The organism is Trebonia kvetii (genome assembly GCF_007827045.1).
Taxonomy (GTDB): Bacteria; Actinomycetota; Actinomycetes; order Streptosporangiales; family Streptosporangiaceae; genus Trebonia; species Trebonia kvetii.
The window spans coordinates 52,445-69,368 of the sequence record NZ_RPFW01000011.1 but is presented as its reverse complement, the minus strand read 5'-3'; the positions used below and the strand labels follow the sequence as shown (position 1 = coordinate 69,368).

General features: G+C 69.3%; 18 protein-coding genes. 8 read left to right on the top strand and 10 right to left on the bottom strand.

Translation table 11 applies throughout. The annotated features are described in order from the left end of the window. Positions 1–34 precede the first annotated feature (34 nt). From EAS64_RS40115 to EAS64_RS40090, 6 genes are all read left to right on the top strand, one after another. Positions 35–547 carry a hypothetical protein gene (locus EAS64_RS40115; RefSeq protein ID WP_145861959.1) on the top strand — a complete coding sequence of 171 codons (513 nt, stop codon included), beginning with the start codon at positions 35–37 and terminating at the stop codon, positions 545–547. 99 nt (positions 548–646) lie between these two features. Then, positions 647–985: a DUF3817 domain-containing protein gene (locus EAS64_RS40110; RefSeq protein WP_145861958.1), complete on the top strand. Its 339-nt coding sequence runs from the start codon at positions 647–649 to the stop codon at positions 983–985. Further along, complete coding sequence (locus EAS64_RS40105; protein ID WP_145861957.1) at positions 982–1,602, top strand: class I SAM-dependent methyltransferase; 621 nt, start codon at positions 982–984, stop codon at positions 1,600–1,602. Before EAS64_RS40110 ends, EAS64_RS40105 begins: the two co-directional genes overlap by 4 nt. Before the next feature lie 117 nt (positions 1,603–1,719). Further along, positions 1,720–2,235, top strand: a complete 516-nt coding sequence (locus EAS64_RS40100; protein WP_246116122.1) for a TrmH family RNA methyltransferase — start codon at positions 1,720–1,722, stop codon at positions 2,233–2,235. A 398-nt stretch (positions 2,236–2,633) separates the two neighbouring features. Further along, positions 2,634–3,428 (top strand): glycerophosphodiester phosphodiesterase family protein, encoded by a 795-nt coding sequence (locus EAS64_RS40095; protein WP_246116114.1) that lies wholly within the window; start codon positions 2,634–2,636, stop codon positions 3,426–3,428. Positions 3,429–3,670: 242 nt separating this feature from the next. Continuing rightward, positions 3,671–4,051 (top strand): RNA polymerase-binding protein RbpA, encoded by a 381-nt coding sequence (locus EAS64_RS40090; RefSeq protein ID WP_145861954.1) that lies wholly within the window; start codon positions 3,671–3,673, stop codon positions 4,049–4,051. Positions 4,052–4,127: 76 nt separating this feature from the next. On the opposite strand, the gene EAS64_RS40085 is transcribed toward EAS64_RS40090, so the two are convergent. After that, complete coding sequence (locus EAS64_RS40085) at positions 4,128–4,886, bottom strand: polyprenol monophosphomannose synthase (RefSeq protein WP_145861953.1); 759 nt, start codon at positions 4,884–4,886, stop codon at positions 4,128–4,130. A gap of 485 nt (positions 4,887–5,371) precedes the next feature. On the opposite strand from EAS64_RS40085, the gene EAS64_RS40080 reads away from it, so the two are divergent. Then, the gene (locus EAS64_RS40080) at positions 5,372–6,496 is read left to right on the top strand and encodes a L,D-transpeptidase family protein (RefSeq protein ID WP_145861952.1); all 1,125 of its coding nucleotides are present in this window, start codon (positions 5,372–5,374) and stop codon (positions 6,494–6,496) included. A gap of 35 nt (positions 6,497–6,531) precedes the next feature. On the opposite strand, the gene EAS64_RS40075 is transcribed toward EAS64_RS40080, so the two are convergent. The 3 genes from EAS64_RS40075 to EAS64_RS40065 form a co-directional block, all read right to left on the bottom strand. After that, on the bottom strand, positions 6,532–7,392 hold the full coding sequence (locus EAS64_RS40075; RefSeq protein ID WP_145861951.1) for an N-acyl homoserine lactonase family protein: 861 nt from the start codon (positions 7,390–7,392) through the stop codon (positions 6,532–6,534). Next, positions 7,392–7,796 (bottom strand): cupin domain-containing protein, encoded by a 405-nt coding sequence (locus EAS64_RS40070; protein ID WP_222849970.1) that lies wholly within the window; start codon positions 7,794–7,796, stop codon positions 7,392–7,394. The genes EAS64_RS40075 and EAS64_RS40070 overlap by 1 nt, the downstream gene beginning before the upstream one ends. A 144-nt stretch (positions 7,797–7,940) precedes the next feature. Then, positions 7,941–8,681 carry a class I SAM-dependent methyltransferase gene (locus tag EAS64_RS40065; RefSeq protein ID WP_145861950.1) on the bottom strand — a complete coding sequence of 247 codons (741 nt, stop codon included), beginning with the start codon at positions 8,679–8,681 and terminating at the stop codon, positions 7,941–7,943. 165 nt (positions 8,682–8,846) lie between these two features. Between EAS64_RS40065 and EAS64_RS40060 the strand changes: the two genes are divergently transcribed. Beyond that, a complete protein-coding gene (locus tag EAS64_RS40060) occupies positions 8,847–10,241 on the top strand; it encodes a KamA family radical SAM protein (RefSeq protein WP_145861949.1) in 1,395 nt (464 codons plus the stop codon). Here the strand turns inward: EAS64_RS40060 and EAS64_RS40055 are convergent. The 6 genes from EAS64_RS40055 to EAS64_RS40030 form a co-directional block, all read right to left on the bottom strand. Next, positions 10,238–10,645 (bottom strand): roadblock/LC7 domain-containing protein, encoded by a 408-nt coding sequence (locus tag EAS64_RS40055; RefSeq protein WP_246116113.1) that lies wholly within the window; start codon positions 10,643–10,645, stop codon positions 10,238–10,240. The genes EAS64_RS40060 and EAS64_RS40055 overlap by 4 nt on opposite strands. Further along, positions 10,642–13,080, bottom strand: coding sequence for a sensor histidine kinase (locus EAS64_RS40050; RefSeq protein ID WP_145861948.1), 2,439 nt, complete (start codon positions 13,078–13,080; stop codon positions 10,642–10,644). The genes EAS64_RS40055 and EAS64_RS40050 overlap by 4 nt, the downstream gene beginning before the upstream one ends. Positions 13,081–13,348: 268 nt before the next feature. After that, entirely contained in the window at positions 13,349–14,083 is a 735-nt protein-coding gene (locus tag EAS64_RS40045) for an ABC transporter ATP-binding protein (protein ID WP_145861947.1), read from the bottom strand. Continuing rightward, positions 14,080–14,871 carry an ABC transporter ATP-binding protein gene (locus tag EAS64_RS40040; RefSeq protein ID WP_145861946.1) on the bottom strand — a complete coding sequence of 264 codons (792 nt, stop codon included), beginning with the start codon at positions 14,869–14,871 and terminating at the stop codon, positions 14,080–14,082. Before EAS64_RS40040 ends, EAS64_RS40045 begins: the two co-directional genes overlap by 4 nt. Beyond that, positions 14,868–16,004: a branched-chain amino acid ABC transporter permease gene (locus tag EAS64_RS40035; protein ID WP_187366530.1), complete on the bottom strand. Its 1,137-nt coding sequence runs from the start codon at positions 16,002–16,004 to the stop codon at positions 14,868–14,870. The genes EAS64_RS40040 and EAS64_RS40035 overlap by 4 nt, the downstream gene beginning before the upstream one ends. Next, positions 16,001–16,891: a branched-chain amino acid ABC transporter permease gene (locus tag EAS64_RS40030; RefSeq protein WP_145861944.1), complete on the bottom strand. Its 891-nt coding sequence runs from the start codon at positions 16,889–16,891 to the stop codon at positions 16,001–16,003. Before EAS64_RS40030 ends, EAS64_RS40035 begins: the two co-directional genes overlap by 4 nt. Positions 16,892–16,924 lie beyond the last annotated feature (33 nt).

Genomic DNA, 16,924 nt, shown 5'->3' with positions numbered 1-16,924 from the left:
CAGCGCCCTTGCCGGGCGCGATACGCTCGATGGCATGGAAACCCCCGGTTCAGCGCCCTCGCCCCAGGCCGCGCCGGACACGACCGCCCTGGACGCTCCGGTAACGCTCGACGCCCCGCGTCGGGTCTCAGGCCCAGTATGGCGGTTCCTGATCGAGCCACGCTGGCTGGGGTGGCATGCCTTCACGGTCCTCGCGATCTGGGGAATGCTGTGGCTCGGTGACTGGCAGTTGCACCGCGCCATGGCAGGCAACGGGCTGAGCTGGGCGTATACGTTTGAGTGGCCGCTGTTCGCCGGGTTCGGCATTGTCTTCTGGGCGCGGACGGTGCGCGATGAGTTCCGGCTGCGGCGGGGCGTGATGCCGGCCGCCGGCGACGCGAGCGCCGCCGCTGCCTCCGCCATCGCGCTGCCCGAGGGAATCGGCACCAGGCAGATCGAACGCCCAGGCGACGACGCGGACGACGGGGACCTCGCCAGTTACAACGCCTACCTCGCCAAGCTGCACTCCGAGGTCAAGGGCAGCGGCAAGCGGCGGAGCTTCTGGTAGGCGGCACCGGCAGGCCCGTCCGGTCACGGGCCACTGTGACATAGCACGCGTCATTGCACGCAAACAGGACATTGCACGCAAACAGGAAGGACACCGACCATGCACGCGGCCGTACTGCGCTACCGGGTGATGGCATACATAACCGGCGTGGTGCTGATGGTGCTGTGCTTCGTCGGCATCCCACTCCAGGTGGCCGGGCACCCCGCGGTCGCCAACGACGTCGGCGTTGTGCACGGCATCCTCTACATCATCTACGTGATCGTCGCTTACCTGCTGTCGCGGCTGCTCAAGCTGGCGGTGGGGCCGACCGTGCTGCTGCTACTCGCCGGCACGATCCCGGTGCTGACGTTCGTCGTTGAGCGCTGGCTCACCCACCGCTACATCGAGCCGGCGATGGCCGGGTCGGACCCGGCGCCCCAGCAGCCCGTGGGCCGGTGACCGGCTCCTCGCACTATTTCGCGGCCCAGCCGGATGCCGCGCACCGCCCAGGTCTTGTCCGGGTGGTGCTCCCCGACCTGTACCTGGAGCTCGCCACCGACTCCGGTGTGTTCTCCCCCGGGCGCCTCGACCCTGGGACCCGGTTCCTGCTGGAAAAGTCGCCACCGCCGCCCGCGTCAGGCGACATCCTCGACCTGGGCTGCGGCTACGGGCCGATCGCGTGCACGCTCGCGGCCCGCTCCCCCGGCGCGACCGTGTGGGCGGTGGACGTGAACGAGCGCGCGCTCGCGCTGTGCGCGTCAAACGCTGCTCAGGCGGGCCTCGCGAACGTGCGCTGCGTGCTCGCTTCGTCACCGGAGGTCCCCGCGGTGCTTGCCGGGATCTGGTCCAACCCGCCGGTCCGCATCGGCAAGCCTGCCCTGCACGCCATGCTCCGCGGCTGGCTGGCCCGGCTCGCGCCGCAGGCGGCCGCGACCCTGGTGATGGGCCGCAACCTCGGCGCCGACTCGCTGCACGCATGGCTGGCGAACGAGGAAGGATGGTCGGTGACGCGCCTGTCCGCGCGCAGCGGTTACCGGCTGCTGCGGGTGACCGGCCCCGATGATCGCAACGGATGAGGGAGACTCCCGATGGCCACTGACACTCCCGACGCCTCCGAGGCTTCCGGTGACCTTGAGACTTCAGGCGACACTGTGGCTGGCCGTCCCGCAGGCGGGCCGCCGCGGCAGCTGCGGATGACCGACGTGAAGCGGCTCAACAGGGTGTGGCGGCGGCAGACCGAAGGGCGGCTCGCGCTCCTGCTTGACTCGGTCAGCCAGCCGTTCAACGTGGGCTCCATCGTGCGGACCGCCGCCGCGTTCGGCGTGGAGTCGGTGTGGCTGTGCGGCATCACGCCCGACCTCGACCTGCCCGCGGTCGGCAAGACCGCCCTCGGCACCGACCGCTTCCTTTCCGCCTACCGCGAGCCGTCGCCGGCGCAGGCGGCCAAGGAGGCTGCCGCGGACGGCTTCCGGGTGGTCGCGGTGGAACTGGCCTCGGGGGCCGTGCCGCTGTTCGAGGCGCCGCTCGACGGCGACATCTGCCTGGCGATCGGCAACGAGGACCACGGCTGCTCACCAGCGCTGCTCGGCGCGGTGTCGTCGGCGGCCTACATCCCGCAGGTCGGCCGGGTCGGCTCGCTCAACGTCGCCGTCGCCGCCGCGATCGCACTCGCCGAGGTCCGGCGCCGCGAATGGAGCTCGTCCCCGTAGGCCGGCTAGCCGGGCGTGTTGGCGCTCCGCGCTTGTTGCTGTTATCCGGGCGGCTGGCGTGCGGTCTGAGCATGATTATGGAAATTCGGTTTTTCGTGGAAACTTTTCCCCCAAATGGAGGGTTTTATTTCCATCACGAACAAAGTTTCCAAAATCATTTACACTTCTTGCTGTTATCCGACTGGGCGCGGGCGATGGAGGGTGAAATGGGGTCGGCGGTTCTGTGTCGGGAGTGTGATGTTGCTCGCGATGCACGAGGGTTGGGTGGGGTGAGGCGGCCCGCGGCGAGGATGGTGGACGGTGAGGATGGGGCGATGAGCTTGTTTTCCACTGGGGGATACGCGGGCGACAAACGCCGTTTACCTATCGTGCCTGGTCAGCGGGGAATAATTAGTGACGTGGCAGCTTACTGTCCTTACCTGGACCATCCCCGGCCGGTTGCGTTCGCGCACCGGGGCGGGGCGGCACACCGCCCGGAGAATTCCTGGGCCGCCTTCGAATACGCCGCGAGCCTCGGCTACGCCTACCTGGAGACGGACGCGCGCTCCACGGCGGACGGCGCGCTGATCGCCTTTCATGACGCGGACCTGGACCGGGCGACCGACCGGACGGGAACGGTCAGGAAGCTCAGCTGGCGGGAGGTCTCCGCGGCGCGGATCGCGGGCACCGAGGAGATTCCGCTGCTCGAGGACCTGATCGGCTCGTTCGGTGAGGCGCGGTTCAACATCGACCTCAAGGATGAGGGGACCATCGCGCCGCTCGCGGGCCTGCTCAGGCGCACCGGGGCATGGGACAGGGTCTGCATCACCTCGTTCTCCGGTGCCCGGCTGCTCGCCGCGCAGCGCTCACTCGACCGGCCCGTCTGCCTCGCGGTCACGCCCGCGGCCATCGTGGCCCTGCGGTACCTGGGACTGCCCGGTGAACTGCTCGCCCGCGGCCTTGCCAGGTACGGCGCGCAGTGCGCCCAGGTGCCGCGCAAGATCGCCACGCGCGGGTTCATCAGGCGGGCGCACGAGCTCGGGCTGCAGGTGCACGTGTGGACGCTGAACACGCGGGCCGAGATCGAGGAGGCGCTCGACCTCGGGGCCGACGGCGTGATGACCGACGAGGTCGTGCTGCTCAAGGAGATCCTGATGGAGCGCGGCCAATGGCACCCGCGTGTCCCCGCGACGCCTGGCACGCCGGTGGGGTGAACACCGGTGGCGTGAATGCCGTCCGCGTCGACATAAGGGACATCGCGGACTCGGGCGGCTGCTGACACCGGTTTGCGGCCGCACGCAGCGGCAATATTTTCAGCACCCGGAACCCCGGTGCCGCCGGAAGACTTTCGAGTTACCTGCGCGAAACGGGGTTGGACTCACCGCGTGACGGGAATCTTGTCCGGGTATCCAGTGTTGCCGATAGAGATCGCCAACCGCCTGGGAGGCAGCAAGTAATGGCCGAACGCGCACTTCGCGGAACCCGGCTCGGCGCCACGAGCTACGAAAACGACCGGAACACTGACCTGGCCCCCCGCCAGGACGTCCCGTTCGATTGCCCCAACGGACACCATTTTAGCGTGCCCTTCGCCGCCGAGGCGGAACTCCCCCCACTATGGGAGTGTCGCGTTTGCGGTGCGATGTCCACGGCGAGCACGGGCGATTCGCCCTCCCCCAAGAAGGTCAAGCCCCCGCGTAGCCATTGGGACATGCTCATGGAGCGACGGACCGTCGAGGATCTCGAGGCAGTCCTCGCCGAGCGGCTCGAGGTAGTCAAGCAACGCCGCGCCATGGAGGCGCGCGCGATCGCCGACGTGGCGAACCGCCGCAGCGCCTGACCCGCGTCAGCAGCACGCAGGGCGGAAACGCGCAAGGCGGCCCGGAGTACCGGGCCGCCTTGCGGCATGCCTGCGGCTAGCGCCGGATGCTCGCGGCCGAGTGGCCGTGCAGCCGTGCGCTGATCCCCCACTTGGCGACCCTGCTGAACGCCTCGAAGATCACCGTGTTGGACATCTTCGATGCGCCGCGCTCCCGCTCCACGAACGTGATCGGCACCTCGGTGATCGTCAGGCCCGCTTGGAGAACGCGCAGCGTCATGTCGATCTGGAAGCAGTAGCCCGCGGACTCGATGCCGTTCAGGTCGATCTTGCGCAGCGTCGCGGCCCGGTACACGCGGAAGCCGCCGGTCGCGTCCTTGACCCGGACGCCAAGCATCGCCCGGTTGTAGACGTTGGCGCCGCGTGACAGGAACTCCCTGGACTTCGGCCAGTTCACCACGGTGCCGCCAGGCACGTAGCGCGACCCGATGACCGCGTCCGCCTGCTCGGCGGCGACGAGCAGCCGCGGCAGGTCCTCGGGCCGATGTGAGCCGTCGGCGTCCATCTCGACAATCAGGTCATAGCCCCGCTCAAGCGCCCAGGCGAAGCCGGCCACGTACGCCCTGCCGAGACCCGCCTTCTCCATCCGGTGCATCACCTGCACCCGCGGGTCCGCCTCGCAGAGCTTGTCCGCGAGGTCCCCGGTGCCATCGGGGCTGTTGTCGTCAACCACGAGCAGGTCAGCGCCGGGAACCGACTCGCGGATCCGGCTTGCCATGATCTCCAGGTTCTGCCGCTCGTTATACGTGGGCATCACAATCACAACGCGGCGCGCGACCGCGTCCCGTTCACCCATCGCCTGTCTTCACCTTCTTCATCCGGCCATGTCCGCTTTGTCAAGTGGAAGAGAGCCCGGGCGAGCGCCTTCGGTCCGCGAACGGCTCGTCGGCCACGAGCACGGTCGCGTTTTCTACTGAGCCGCCCAGGCCCCTTCCAGGCCCAACTCCCCCTGACAGCCGGACGCACACCGGCCCCTGCCGCCGCGCCACAGCCACCCGGAGACTGGCTGTCTCCGGCCCCCGCCGTAACGCTCATCCAATGCTACGCCAGCCGCTCTGCCCGTGAGCCGCTGAAGGACTGAGGTGAAAACATACCGTTGTTCCGCCCATTGTCAACTGGCGTCACGTAAGGCCCTTTTGCCACCAAGAAACGGTAGCGGGGCCTCGGCGGCAGTCAGGCATAGCTCTTGATTACTGAGGGAATATGTTCCATTACACCGCGTAATTTTTCGCTGATGAGATGCGGTTAAAACAGTGCAAAGGAGCAATGGGGGGAGCACTGGTGATTCACCTTTCGCGTAAGACCGCGGCGTGGGCATCGGGTGCGGTACTCGTGATCGGCGGCTGCACGGCGGGAATCGTGCTCGCGGCACAGGGCAGCGGCTCCGGCCGCGGTCACCCGGTGAGCGCGGCCTCGAGCCCGAGCGTCGCCAAGCCGGTGGCGCTGCGCCTGGTCTCGGTCAATCCCGGCGACGGCGACCGGGCCGTCGACGGCGCGCGGACCATCACAGTCACCTATAACCAGCCGTTGCCGGCCAGCGCGCCGCTGCCCGTGCTGTCCCCGGCGATCGCCGGAACCTGGCAGCGCGCGGGCAACGCCGCCATCTTCATGCCGGACACTGGCTATCCTGCGAACTCGCATGTCACCGTCACGGTGAGCGGCCTGGCCGACCCGGGCGCCGCTACGGAGAAGTCCACGTTCAAGACCGGCGCCTACAGCATGCTGCGGCTGCAGCAGATCCTGGCGGAGCTCGGCTACCTGCCGATGACCTGGACGCCTGGCGCGGGCGCAGCGGTGCCCGCGGGCAGCGGGGCGGCGCAGCTCGCCGCGGCGTACGCGCCGCCGCCGGGCACGTTCACCTGGCACCACGGCTATCCGTCGGCGCTGTACTCCTTCTGGGATCAGGGCAAGGCAAACACCCTTGACCGCGGCGCGATCACCGGCTTCGAGGCCGATCACGCGCTGCCGACCGACGGGGTGGCCGGGACGGCCGTGTGGAAGGCGCTGCTCGCGGCGGCCGCCAAGAACCAGCGCAACACCCACGGGTACAGCTACGCGCTCGCCAGCGATCATGTGCCGCAGCGCCTGACCATCTGGCACAACGGTCACGTGGTCTTCTCCTCGCCGGCCAACCTCGGCATCTCCATCGACCCGACGCCGGTGGGCACCTTCCCGGTCTACGAGAAGCTGCCGTTCCAGGTCATGCAGGGCACCAACCCGGACGGCTCGCACTACGCCGACCCGGTGTCCTGGGTGTCGTATTTCTCCGGCGGTTCCGCGGTGCACTATATCCCCCGCGGCAGCTACGGCTCCCCGCAGTCGCTCGGCTGCGTCGAACTGCCCTACAACGCCGCCAAGGAGGCCTACCCGTACCTGCCCTACGGCACGCTGGTCACCGTTACATAGCGGGCAACGGGGCACCTAGCGGGCAACGAGGCCACCTAGCGGGCGACGGGCCGGCTCAGGTCGGTGACCTGGAGCTCGCCGTCAGCGCCTGACGGCGAGCTCCACGGCTCGAACCTGGCGCGCACCGCCGGGTCGTGCCCGGCGACCAGGTGCGTGCCCGGCTGGCTGGCCAGCTGGGCGAGGGTGTCGTAGGCGCGGTACATCCCTGGCAGGTCGGCGAGTATCGCGAACGGGCGGTCCCGCTCGACCTCCTCGTAGAAGTGCAGCGCGTCCGAGGCGAGCACCACTGTGCCGGCGGATCTCGCCCTTGTCCCTGTCGACACCGTGGCGATCAGCTGGCCGGGCGTGTGCCCGCCGACCTCGATCAGGTCCACGCCGGGCGCCAGCGCGTGCTGCCCGGTGAACAGGGTGATCCTGCCCTCGGCGCGGGCCGTGGCGAGCAGGGCGATCTCCTGCGGTTCCGCGTGCGCCGCGAACTGCGCGCGGGTGGCCATGGGCGAAGTCCAGAAGGCGTACTCGGCCTCAGCCATGACGATGGCCGCGCGGGGCAATTGGCCGAGGTTGCCGATGTGATCCCAGTGCGCGTGACTGATCACCACGGTCGTGACGTCATCGGGCGCGATGCCAAGACCGGGCAGCGCGTCTGCGGGCGTCGCCCAGTGGGCCCGGCGGCGCCGGTCGCCGGTCTCCGGTGCGAACCCGGTGTCGACCAGGGTGACCGCTCCCCCTGGCTCGCGGATCACCCAGAAGAAGTAGTCGATGTCCAGCGGCGCGTCCGGCTCGCCGTACAGGTGGAAGTTGAGGTAGCTCTCCGCGCGGCTGGTGACGCGGCGCCCGTACCTGACCGCGAGTACCTCCCGTGCCCCGCTGTGCGGGCCGGGTGCGGCAGCGGCCATCACTGGCCTTCGAACGCGCTTCTGTACTGCTCCTCGCCGACTTCCTCGTGCCAGCTGGTGAGGCCGAGGGAGACCGCGGTGTGGCTGAGGAAGGAGTCGGGCGCCGCGCCATGCCAGTGCACCTCGCCGGGCGGGGCCCAGACCACGTCGCCGGCCCCGACGATCCGCCGGTCGCCGTCCCTGTTCTGCACCATGCCCCGCCCACTGGCGATGAGCAGCGTCTGCCCGGCGGCGTGCGAGTGCCAGTAGGTCCGCGCGCCCGGCTCGAATACCACGCTGTAGACCCGGACCTGGCCCCTGTCACCGTCGTCGAGCAGCGCGTCCTGCATCGCGTTCCCGGTGAACGTCGGCTTGGGCCCTACGTTGGACGGCACGCCTTCCTTGCGGCCCCGCTCGTACTCCACCTGATCCGCCCTTCACCGCGCGTTCCGGTTCCCTGCGGGTTCCCCCGCCACTGCTGTAACGCTAGACGCGGGCCGGGCGGCGCGCCATAGGGGCCGGCACCAATGTCGGCGGGGCGTAACCCAGACGAGGACCAGTGAGTCTGTCTAGGGCAGGCGGTAGACGGTGACCCGCTTGACCGGGGCGTCCTCGAGCACGGTCAGCACCGGGATGTCGTAGCTCAGCAGCGCGTTGAGCGACCCGGCGGGGACGAAGGCGCGGCCCGGGTCGGCGACTAGGACGTCGGCGCCGCCGTCCCTGGCCTCCCGCAGGAAGCGCAACGCGGTGGCGGCCAGGTCGCGCTGGTAGAACACGTCGGCGGCGAGCACGACCTGAGGTGCGTCCGTGCGGCCGTCCCGGCCCCCCAGGGCGCCCGTTTCCCGGTCAGGCAGGGCCATATCGAGGCGGCGCGGGATGATCCAGGCCGCGTCGTTGGCGGCCGCGTTGAGCGCGATCGCGGCCAGGGCGTGATCGTCGATGTCGCCGGCGGTCACCGCGGCGGCGCCCGCCTTCGCGGCCGCGATGGCGACGAGTCCCGAGCCCGAGGCGACGTCGAGCACGCGGCGGCCGGCCACCGTCTCGGGATGGTCCAGGAGGTAGCGGGCAAGCCCCTGGCCGCCCGCCCAGGGGAACGCCCAGAACGGCGGCGCGTCGCGCCGCGTGCGGTCCCACAGGCCGAACGGCTCGGCGGCGGTGAGCAGCCTGACCTCGGGGACGAAGGGCACGGGCGCCCATGCGGTGGCGGACCTGACCAGGGCCTCGGGCGCAACGGAGGTCTCGGGTCTGGCCAGCGTTTCGGCTCCGGCTAGGGCCTCGGACCTGACCGTGGCCTCCTGCTCCGGGGTCATCGCCCGAGCATACGCCGGCCGCTCCTCCGGGTCAGCCGGTGACGGTGCGTGCGTAGACCCGCACGCGTTCGGGAAAATCTTTGTTCTGGTTACCGTTCTCCTGTATTTTTTTCTGACTTGGCAGGGTATAACGCAAATACTGAGTTCAGTGGCGCAGGAGGCCGGATGGTGGAGCAGCCCTACCGATACCAGCGACGTGAGCTGGCGGAACCGGACTGGCGGCGGCTGCCCGGGTGGTCCGCGGTGACGTCGCAGGAGTGGGAGTCCGCGCAGTGGCAGCGGGCCCACTCGGTGAAGAACCTGCGCCAGTTGCGCGACGTGACGGGCGGCGGGCTGTCCGAGGCGTTTCTCGCCGACCTGGAGCGGGACCAGCGTGAGCACGCCACGATGTCCATGCTCATCCCGCCGCAGATGCTGAACACGATCGCGCCCGCCGTGGCGGCCTCGGACGCCGCGTTCAGCGACGCCTGGTACGGCGACCCGGTGCGCCGCTACATGCTCCCGGTGGCCAGCGACCGGCGGCCGGACTGGCCGTCGCACCCCTACGCCGCGCGCGACTCGCTGCACGAGGCGGAGATGTGGGCGGTCGAGGGGCTGACCCACCGCTACCCGACCAAGGTGCTCGCGGAGCTGCTGCCGACCTGCCCGCAGTACTGCGGGCATTGCACCCGGATGGACCTGGTCGGCAACCCCACGGCGTCCTGGGACAAGCACAAGTTCACCATGGCGCGCGACGACCGGCTCGAGGCGATGCTCGACTATCTGCGGCGTACGCCGACGGTGCGGGACGTGGTGGTGTCCGGCGGCGACGTGGCCAACCTGCCCTGGCCGCGGGTGGAGGCGTTCGTGTCCGCGCTGATGGACATCGAGTCGGTGCGCGACATCCGGCTGGCGTCCAAGGCGCTGATGGGGCTGCCGCAGCACTGGCTGTCGCCTGACGTCCTCGCTGGGGTCGGACGGCTGGCCGCGACGGCACGCTCGCGCGGCGTGTCGCTCGCCCTGCACACGCACGTCAACGCCGCCCAGTCGGTGACGCCGCTGGTGGCGCGGGCCGCGGGGGCGCTGCTCGAGGCGGGCATGCGCGACGTGCGCAACCAGGGCGTGCTGCTGCGCGGCGTGAACGACTCGGCGGGCGCGCTGCTCGACCTGTGCTTCGCGCTGCTCGATGAGGCGTCGATCACGCCGTACTACTTCTATATGTGCGACATGATCCCCGGCGCCGAGCACTGGCGGCTGACCGTCGCCGAGGCGCAGGCGCTGCAGTCGGCGATCATGGGCTACCTGCCGGGCTTCGCGACGCCCCGAGTGGTCTGCGACGTGCCGTACGTGGGCAAGCGCTGGGTGCACCAGGTGGCCAGGTATGACGCGGAACGCGGCGTCTCGTACTGGACCAAGTCTTACCGGACCGCGCTCGAGAGCGACGACCCGCTCGCGCTCGACCGCGAGTACCCGTACTACGACCCAATCCACCTGCTCCCCGCAGCGGGCCAGGACTGGTGGCGCGGCGAAGCGCAAGGCAGCGCGGATTTGGCGCTGCCCGCTACCGCGACGGCTAGCTAATACCGCTGTCTCCCGCCACGCAGGGCGGGAGACAGTACCTCGCCGACGGCCTCGACGAGCAGGGACATCTCGTAAGAGATGAGCTCCGTGTCGCAGTCGGGCGCGGCGAGCACGCACAGGCTGGAACCGTCGCTGATCGACTTGACGACCATCAGGCCCCACTGCATCTCCACCAGCGCCTGCGTCGGCGAGCCCGCCTCGAAGATCCGGGCCGCGCCCTGCATCAGGCTGGCGAGGCCGGAGGTGATGGCCGCGAGCTGCTCGGCGAAGAACTCGGGGATGTCGTCGGACAGGGCGAGCGGCACGCCGTCGGCGGAGACGACGGCCGCGTGCGCGGCGTCGGCGACCCGCGCCGTGAAGTCGCTGACGAGCCAGTTCAGGTCCTGGCGGTAGACGTAGCTCAACTCAGAGTCCCCTCTCCCGCGCGCGGCGGTTGGCCGCTGTGGCCGTTCTGGCCGTTATGGCCGTTCGGGCCGGTGTCCTGACCGTTGTGGCCGTTGCCCTGGCCTTCCGCCCGGCGTGCTCCGCGCTGGAACCCGGTGAGGCGGCTGCGTACCTGCTCCGCCGACCGCACCGGCAGCGTGCCGCCGTGGCCGAAGGAGGGACCCCCCGCGGGGACAGCGGCCGCGGGGATGGCCGGGCCGTCCTGGCCACGCGGCGTGCGTACCGGCAGACCGGCCGCCGCACGCGCGGCCCACTGTCCGGTGTCAGTGCTCACCCGCTCGATCACGCTGTCCGGCAGCCAGACCAGGGCCGACACGCCCTGCGGCGACGCGGCCCGCAGCCGCACCCGGACCCGGTGCCGTTCGGCGAGCCGGGCGACGGCGAACAGGCCCATGTGCCTGGAGACCGACACGTCGATCGTCGGCGGGTTGTCGAGCCGCCAGTTCATGTCCGCGAGCCGGCTCTCCGAGACGCCGATGCCCTGGTCGATGATCTCGATCAGCACACCGCCGCTGGTTAGCTCCCTGGTGGTGAGCATGACCTGGGTGTCCTTGGGCGAGAAGATGGTGGCGTTCTCGACCAGCTCGGCGAGCAGGTGCACCACGTCGGACACGGCCTGGCCGACCACCGAGATGCCAGGCGCGATGGTCAGCGCGACCCGGTTGTACTGCTCGATCTCCGAGGTGGCGGCGCGCGCCACGTCGGCGAGCGGGACCGGGTCCGACCACTTGCGCGGGTTCTCGTGCCCGGCGAGCAGCAGCAGGTTCTCCGAGTTGCGCCGCATTCGGGTGACCAGGTGGTCCATGGAGAACAGGCTGCCGAGGCGGTTGGGGTCGTCCTCGGTCTGCTCCAGGTTGTCGATCATCCGCGCCAGGCGCTCGATGAGCGACTGGGAGCGGCGCGACAGGTTGACGAACATCGCGTTGAAGCTCGACCGCAGCAGCGCCTGCTCGCCGGCCAGCCGGACCGCCTCGGAGTGCACCTGGTCGAACGCGCGGGCGACCTGGCCGATCTCGTCCCGCGTGGTCACGTTGATCGGCGCGACCTCCATGGTCGCCGCGGAGTCCGGGTTGTCCGACAGCAGCCGGACCCGCTCGGGCAGCTGGACCGAGGCGATGTTCAGCGCGCCCGCCCGCAGCCGGCGCAGCGGGCGGACCAGCGACCTGGCCACGAGCACCGCGGCGAGCATGACGAGGAGCAGCACGGCCACGGTGATGATGCCGAAGGTGAGCGCGGACTGCTGCGCGTTCGAGTGGAGCTGGCCGGCGCGGGTGACGATGTTATCCGCGATCATGCCCTCGGTGGCCTGCAGCGCCTTCATCGCGTCGCCCATGCCCGCGGTCCAGACCGCCTGGCCCTGCGGGAGGGTCATCGGCGGCATGATCCCCTGGTCGAGGTGGTACTTCTTGTTGTCCGCGGAGCCGGGGGCGGTGCCTTGTGCGATCTGCACGTCCGTGCCCACGGCACTGACGTCGTCCACCAGGTGGACGGTCGGGTCGCTCAGGTTCCCGAGGACGTTCATCTCGATGTCCTGGGCCAGGGAGATGTCTGGCTTGTTCAGCGCGTCGGTGAAGAAGGCCCGCTCGGCTGCCGTGGCCGACTGCTGGAACGCCGCCTCCTCGGTGAGCTCGCCGTTCGACGCGATCGGCAGGGCGCCGGCGGTATTGTCGTCCACCGCCCCGACGGCTGGCGGGGCGGAGAAGCTGTAGTTGAGCAGGGCACGCTGCCGCGACACCTGCTCCTTGGCGAGCGACAGGGCGTTGAGCGCGCGGACGTCGCTGGCCAGCGAGGAGTCGGCGACGCCCTGGGCGACCTGGTCCGACAGGGTGATCAGGTCGCTGATGTCGGCGCCGTAGTCGGCGATGACCGCGAGTTCGTTCGCCGGCGCAAGGGGGTTGACCAATGAGTGCAGGACGCCGATGCGCTGGGTGCTGATGTCGGCGAGGACCGCGGCGGCGTCGTTCCTGATGTTGACCGGATAGGCGCCGCCGATGCCGTTGGCCAGCGCCTTGACGGTGTTCGCCTCGGCGTTGGTCGCATCGTAGTACGGCGTCATCGTCTTGGACTGGCCCGAGATCAGCAGGCTGAGCGTCGCGTCACGCTCGTTCTGCAGGTCGTCGACCATGATCGTGAGCTGCTGCGAGAGCTGCGCGAGCTGGGACACGCGGCTGAACTGGGTGGCGCTCGACTCGGCGTCGGCCACCCGCAGCCCGCCGAGGATCAGGCCCATCAGCAGCGCCGCCACAATGACGGCGAAGAGCCTGCGGGCCACCGGCCACTCGGCCAGGTTCAGGCCGGGCCTGCTGGCCCGCGTCGGATTGGCGGCCGATTCCGTCGCCCGCTGGGCGGGCGGGAGCGCGCGTGGTCTCGTGCTCGCAGCACCATGGGTTCCCATTAGTCAGTGTCCTCGCTGGAAAAAGCGATGTTCTCGCACGTCCTGCCGCTGAAAAAACGGACGCGAAGAGACTCGCGCGTCCAACTGCCGCTAAGCGTCTTGCCACCCGGCACCGCCCGGAAGGTGCCGCAGACATTCCGCTGAGGCCACCTTAGTGCGTTTATCGGTGCACTTTCCGACAAATGACCTCTAATGTTCCGGCTGTTGCCTTGGCGTGAGGAGACAACCGCATCATTGTTAACAATTTCTGAACTATCTCTGAGATGGTTCAGATTTTCTTCACGGTCCCGCCCAGATAAAGTTCGCCGATCTCCGGGTGCTCAAGGACCTCGCGGCCCGTTCCGGCCAGCCGGACGGTGCCGTTCTCCATGACCACGCCGTGCTGGCTCAGCTTGAGCCCGGCGCGCGCGTTCTGCTCGACGAGCAGTACGGTCGCGCCGCTCGCGTTCATCTGCCGGGCCGCGTCGAACACCGACTTGAGCACCAGCGGCGACAGGCCCATGGACGGCTCGTCGAGCAGGATGAGCACCGGGTCGAGCATCAGCGCCCTGGCGAACTCCACCAGCCGCTGCTGGCCGCCGGACAGCGACCCGGCCTTCATCCCCGCCCAGCCGCGTACCTGGGGGAACAGGTCGTAGACCGCGTCGATACGCTTGCCGACCGTCGACCGGTCCTTGATCGTGTAGCCGCCGAGGTCGATGTTCTCGTGGACCGTCATGTCCTTGAACAGGCTGTGGTTCTGCGTCACCTGGACCACGCCGAGGTCCAGGATCTGCCGGGGCGTCTTGCCGTTGAGCTTCTCGCCGCGCAGCGTCACGGTGCCGAGACGCGGCCGGAGCAGGCCGCTGATCACCCGCATCACGGTCGACTTGCCCGCGCCGTTCGGCCCCACCACGCAGGTGATGGCACCCTCGGGTACGCCGAAGGTGACGCCGCGCAGCACGTCGCCGCCGCCGTAGCCGGCCACCACGCCGTCCATGGCGAGCAGCGGTTCGCCGCTCATCGGGCCTCCTCCTCGTCGTCGACGCCAAGGTCGTCCAGGTCAGTGCCGAGGTAGGCGTCGAGCACCCGCTTGTCGGTCTTGACGATGCCCGGCGGGCCGCTGACCACCGCCGCGCCCGATTCGAGCACGGTGATCACCGAGCACAGCCCCATGACGAACTCCATGTTGTGCTCGACGAGCAGGAACGTCTTGCCCTGCTCGGCGTTGAGCTGCCTGATCCGGTCGGCGATGTGGTTAATCAGCGTCGGGTTCACCCCGCCGGCCGGCTCGTCGAGCAGGATGACCGCCGGATCGGCGACCAGCACGTAGGCAAGCTCGAGCAGCTTGCGCTGGCCGTAGGACAGGGAGCCCGCAAGCACGTTCGCGTGTCCCTCGATGCCGACGAATTCGAGCAGTTCGAGCGCGTGCCTGCGGTGGTGCGTCCAGGCGTCCTTGCCGAACCAGGACAGCAGGTTCCGCGGCCGGTCCCTGGCCTGCGCCGCGATCAGCATGTTCTCGATCACGGTGAGGCGGGGGAAAATCCGGGTGAGCTGGAAGGTCCGGCCGATGCCCGCGGCGAACACCTTGTCAGGCGCGAGATTGGTGATCGCGCGGTCGCCGAACCACACCTGCCCCGCGTCCGGGGTCTCATAGCCGGTGATCACGTTGAACAGGGTGGTCTTGCCCGAGCCGTTGGGCCCGATGAGCCCGGCAACCGTGCCTTCCTCGACCGCGATCGTCGCGCCGTCGAGCGCCTGGACGCCGCCGTAGGCCTTGCTGATCCCCTCGGTGCGCAGCAGGGCGGTCACCGGGCACCTCCCGAGTTGACGGACGGGCCTGAACCGACGGACGGCCCTGAGCCGGAAGACGAACCGGACGCAGCGGGCGGCACCTGGCTGGCGGGCGGGCCGCCCGGGGCGGCCGGGACGACCGCGGGGCGGCCCCGCGTCCTGATCCGGGTGATCAGCTCGCCGCCGGTCGGCACGATACCGCGGGGCATGAACAGCACCACGATGAGGAAGACCGCGCCGAGCAGGATCTCGCTGACCGAGCCGCCGCTGAACGCGGGCTGGGTGTTCAGCCAGAGCGTGAGCGGCTCAAGGAGCAGCGCGCCGAGCACCGGCCCGGCGATGGAGCCGTAGCCGCCGAAGAACGCCATCAGCACCAGCGTGAGGTCGAAGATCGGGTCGAATCCGGTCTGCGGCTCCACCTGCTCGATGTAGTAGAACCAGACCGCGCCGATCATCGCGGTGATGGCGCCGGAGATGACGAACGCGGAAAGCTTCACCCGCATGGCGCGCACGCCGAGGCCACGCGCACGGTCCTCGTCGTCCCTGATCGCCCGCAGCTGCAGGCCGAACCGGGAGCGCCTGATCAGCCAGGCGAGGGCGATGGAGCCGGCCGCGTAGGCGAGCGCGATGTAGTAGAAGGGCGTGTTGTAGCCCGCCGCCGGCCAGCTGAGGAACGGCGAGGCAAGCCCGCTCGACCCGCCGGTGAAGGGCAGGTTGAACGCCATCAGCTGAAAGATGAAGAACACGGCGATGGTGATCACGATGAACGTGTGCCGCCGCACCCGCAGCGCGATCAGGCCGAACGGGATCGCGATGAGCGCGCCGACCGCACCGCAGAGCGGCAATGTCGTGAACACCGTCGTCCCCGTGAGGTGCCAGTCGCGGGCCGCGATGCCCATCGCGTAGGCGCCGCTGCCGAAGAACACGGCCTGGCCGAGGGAGATGTAACCGGTGTTGCCGGAGAAGATGTTCCAGGCGGTGGCCGCGGTCACGTAGATCAGCGCGAGGACGCCGTAGTTGGTGACCGCAGGATTGGTGAAGACCTTCGGGAACGCGATGAACGCCAGGAGCAGGAGGAGCAGAGCGCCCCCCTTGACCGCCGTGCCGAGCCCGGCCGCCTGGCCGTCCGCGTGTCGTGGGTGCCTGGTCACTGTGCCCGCACCGCCTTCTGGCCGAACAGGCCCGTCGGGCGGTAGAGCAGCACGATGACAAGGGCCGCGTAGTACACGGCCACCGCCCACTGCGGCTGCCAGATAGACACCACCGACTCCAGGGTGAGCATGAACAGCGACGCGCCGAGCGCGCCGCCGACACTGCCCATGCCGCCGAGGATGATGATGGACAGCAGCCGGGAAATGAGGTCATAACCGCTGTTGGGGTTGAACGCGTTGGTTATGCCGAAGGCCATGCCGCCCGCAGCGGTCACCGCGACGCCGATGCCGAAGGTCAGCGCCGCGACCCGGTTCACGTCGATGCCGACAAGCCGGGCCGCCGTCTGGTCCTGCATGGTCGCCCGGACGCTGCGGCCGAACCGTGTCCGGTACAGCAGCACGTAGACGGCGCCGATCAGGAGCACGGCGAGCAGGAAGTCCCAGACGTACACCCACTGCACGTAGTTGCCGAACAGCGAGAAGCTGCTGTTGCCGTACGAGGGCAGCAGCTGCACGTTGGTGGCGCCGTAGAGCTTGTAAAGCACGCCCTCGATGATCAGCCCCACCGCGTAGGTGACCAGCAGGGTCATCGACGTGCGCTCGGTGCCGCGCAGCCGCCTGATGAACGCCCAGTGGATCACCACGCCGATCACGAACATCGCGGGGACCGTGATGAGCAGCCCGATGTACGGGTCGATGTGCGCCTTGGTGAACAGCGAATAGCTGAGGTAAGCGCCCAGGATGACCAGGACACCCTGGGCGATGTTGATGATGTCGAGTACCCCGAAGATCAGCGTCAGGCCCACGGCCATGAGGGCGTAGACACCGCCTACGAGGATGCCATCGATGATGGCAAGAACCATTAATACTCCGTCCTGGTCGGTCATTGCCCGCCCCCGTAGGCCCGGGGGCGGGCCGTC

Coding starts and splice junctions, on each gene's coding strand:
- EAS64_RS40115 (WP_145861959.1), top strand. CDS start 35: ATGGAAACCCCCGGTTCAGCGCCCTCGCCCCAGGCCGCGCCGGACACG.
- EAS64_RS40110 (WP_145861958.1), top strand. CDS start 647: ATGCACGCGGCCGTACTGCGCTACCGGGTGATGGCATACATAACCGGC.
- EAS64_RS40100 (WP_246116122.1), top strand. CDS start 1,720: ATGACCGACGTGAAGCGGCTCAACAGGGTGTGGCGGCGGCAGACCGAA.
- EAS64_RS40090 (WP_145861954.1), top strand. CDS start 3,671: ATGGCCGAACGCGCACTTCGCGGAACCCGGCTCGGCGCCACGAGCTAC.
- EAS64_RS40085 (WP_145861953.1), bottom strand. CDS start 4,886: ATGGGTGAACGGGACGCGGTCGCGCGCCGCGTTGTGATTGTGATGCCC.
- EAS64_RS40075 (WP_145861951.1), bottom strand. CDS start 7,392: ATGGCCGCTGCCGCACCCGGCCCGCACAGCGGGGCACGGGAGGTACTC.
- EAS64_RS40065 (WP_145861950.1), bottom strand. CDS start 8,681: ATGACCCCGGAGCAGGAGGCCACGGTCAGGTCCGAGGCCCTAGCCGGA.
- EAS64_RS40060 (WP_145861949.1), top strand. CDS start 8,847: ATGGTGGAGCAGCCCTACCGATACCAGCGACGTGAGCTGGCGGAACCG.
- EAS64_RS40050 (WP_145861948.1), bottom strand. CDS start 13,080: ATGGGAACCCATGGTGCTGCGAGCACGAGACCACGCGCGCTCCCGCCC.
- EAS64_RS40045 (WP_145861947.1), bottom strand. CDS start 14,083: ATGAGCGGCGAACCGCTGCTCGCCATGGACGGCGTGGTGGCCGGCTAC.
- EAS64_RS40030 (WP_145861944.1), bottom strand. CDS start 16,891: ATGACCGACCAGGACGGAGTATTAATGGTTCTTGCCATCATCGATGGC.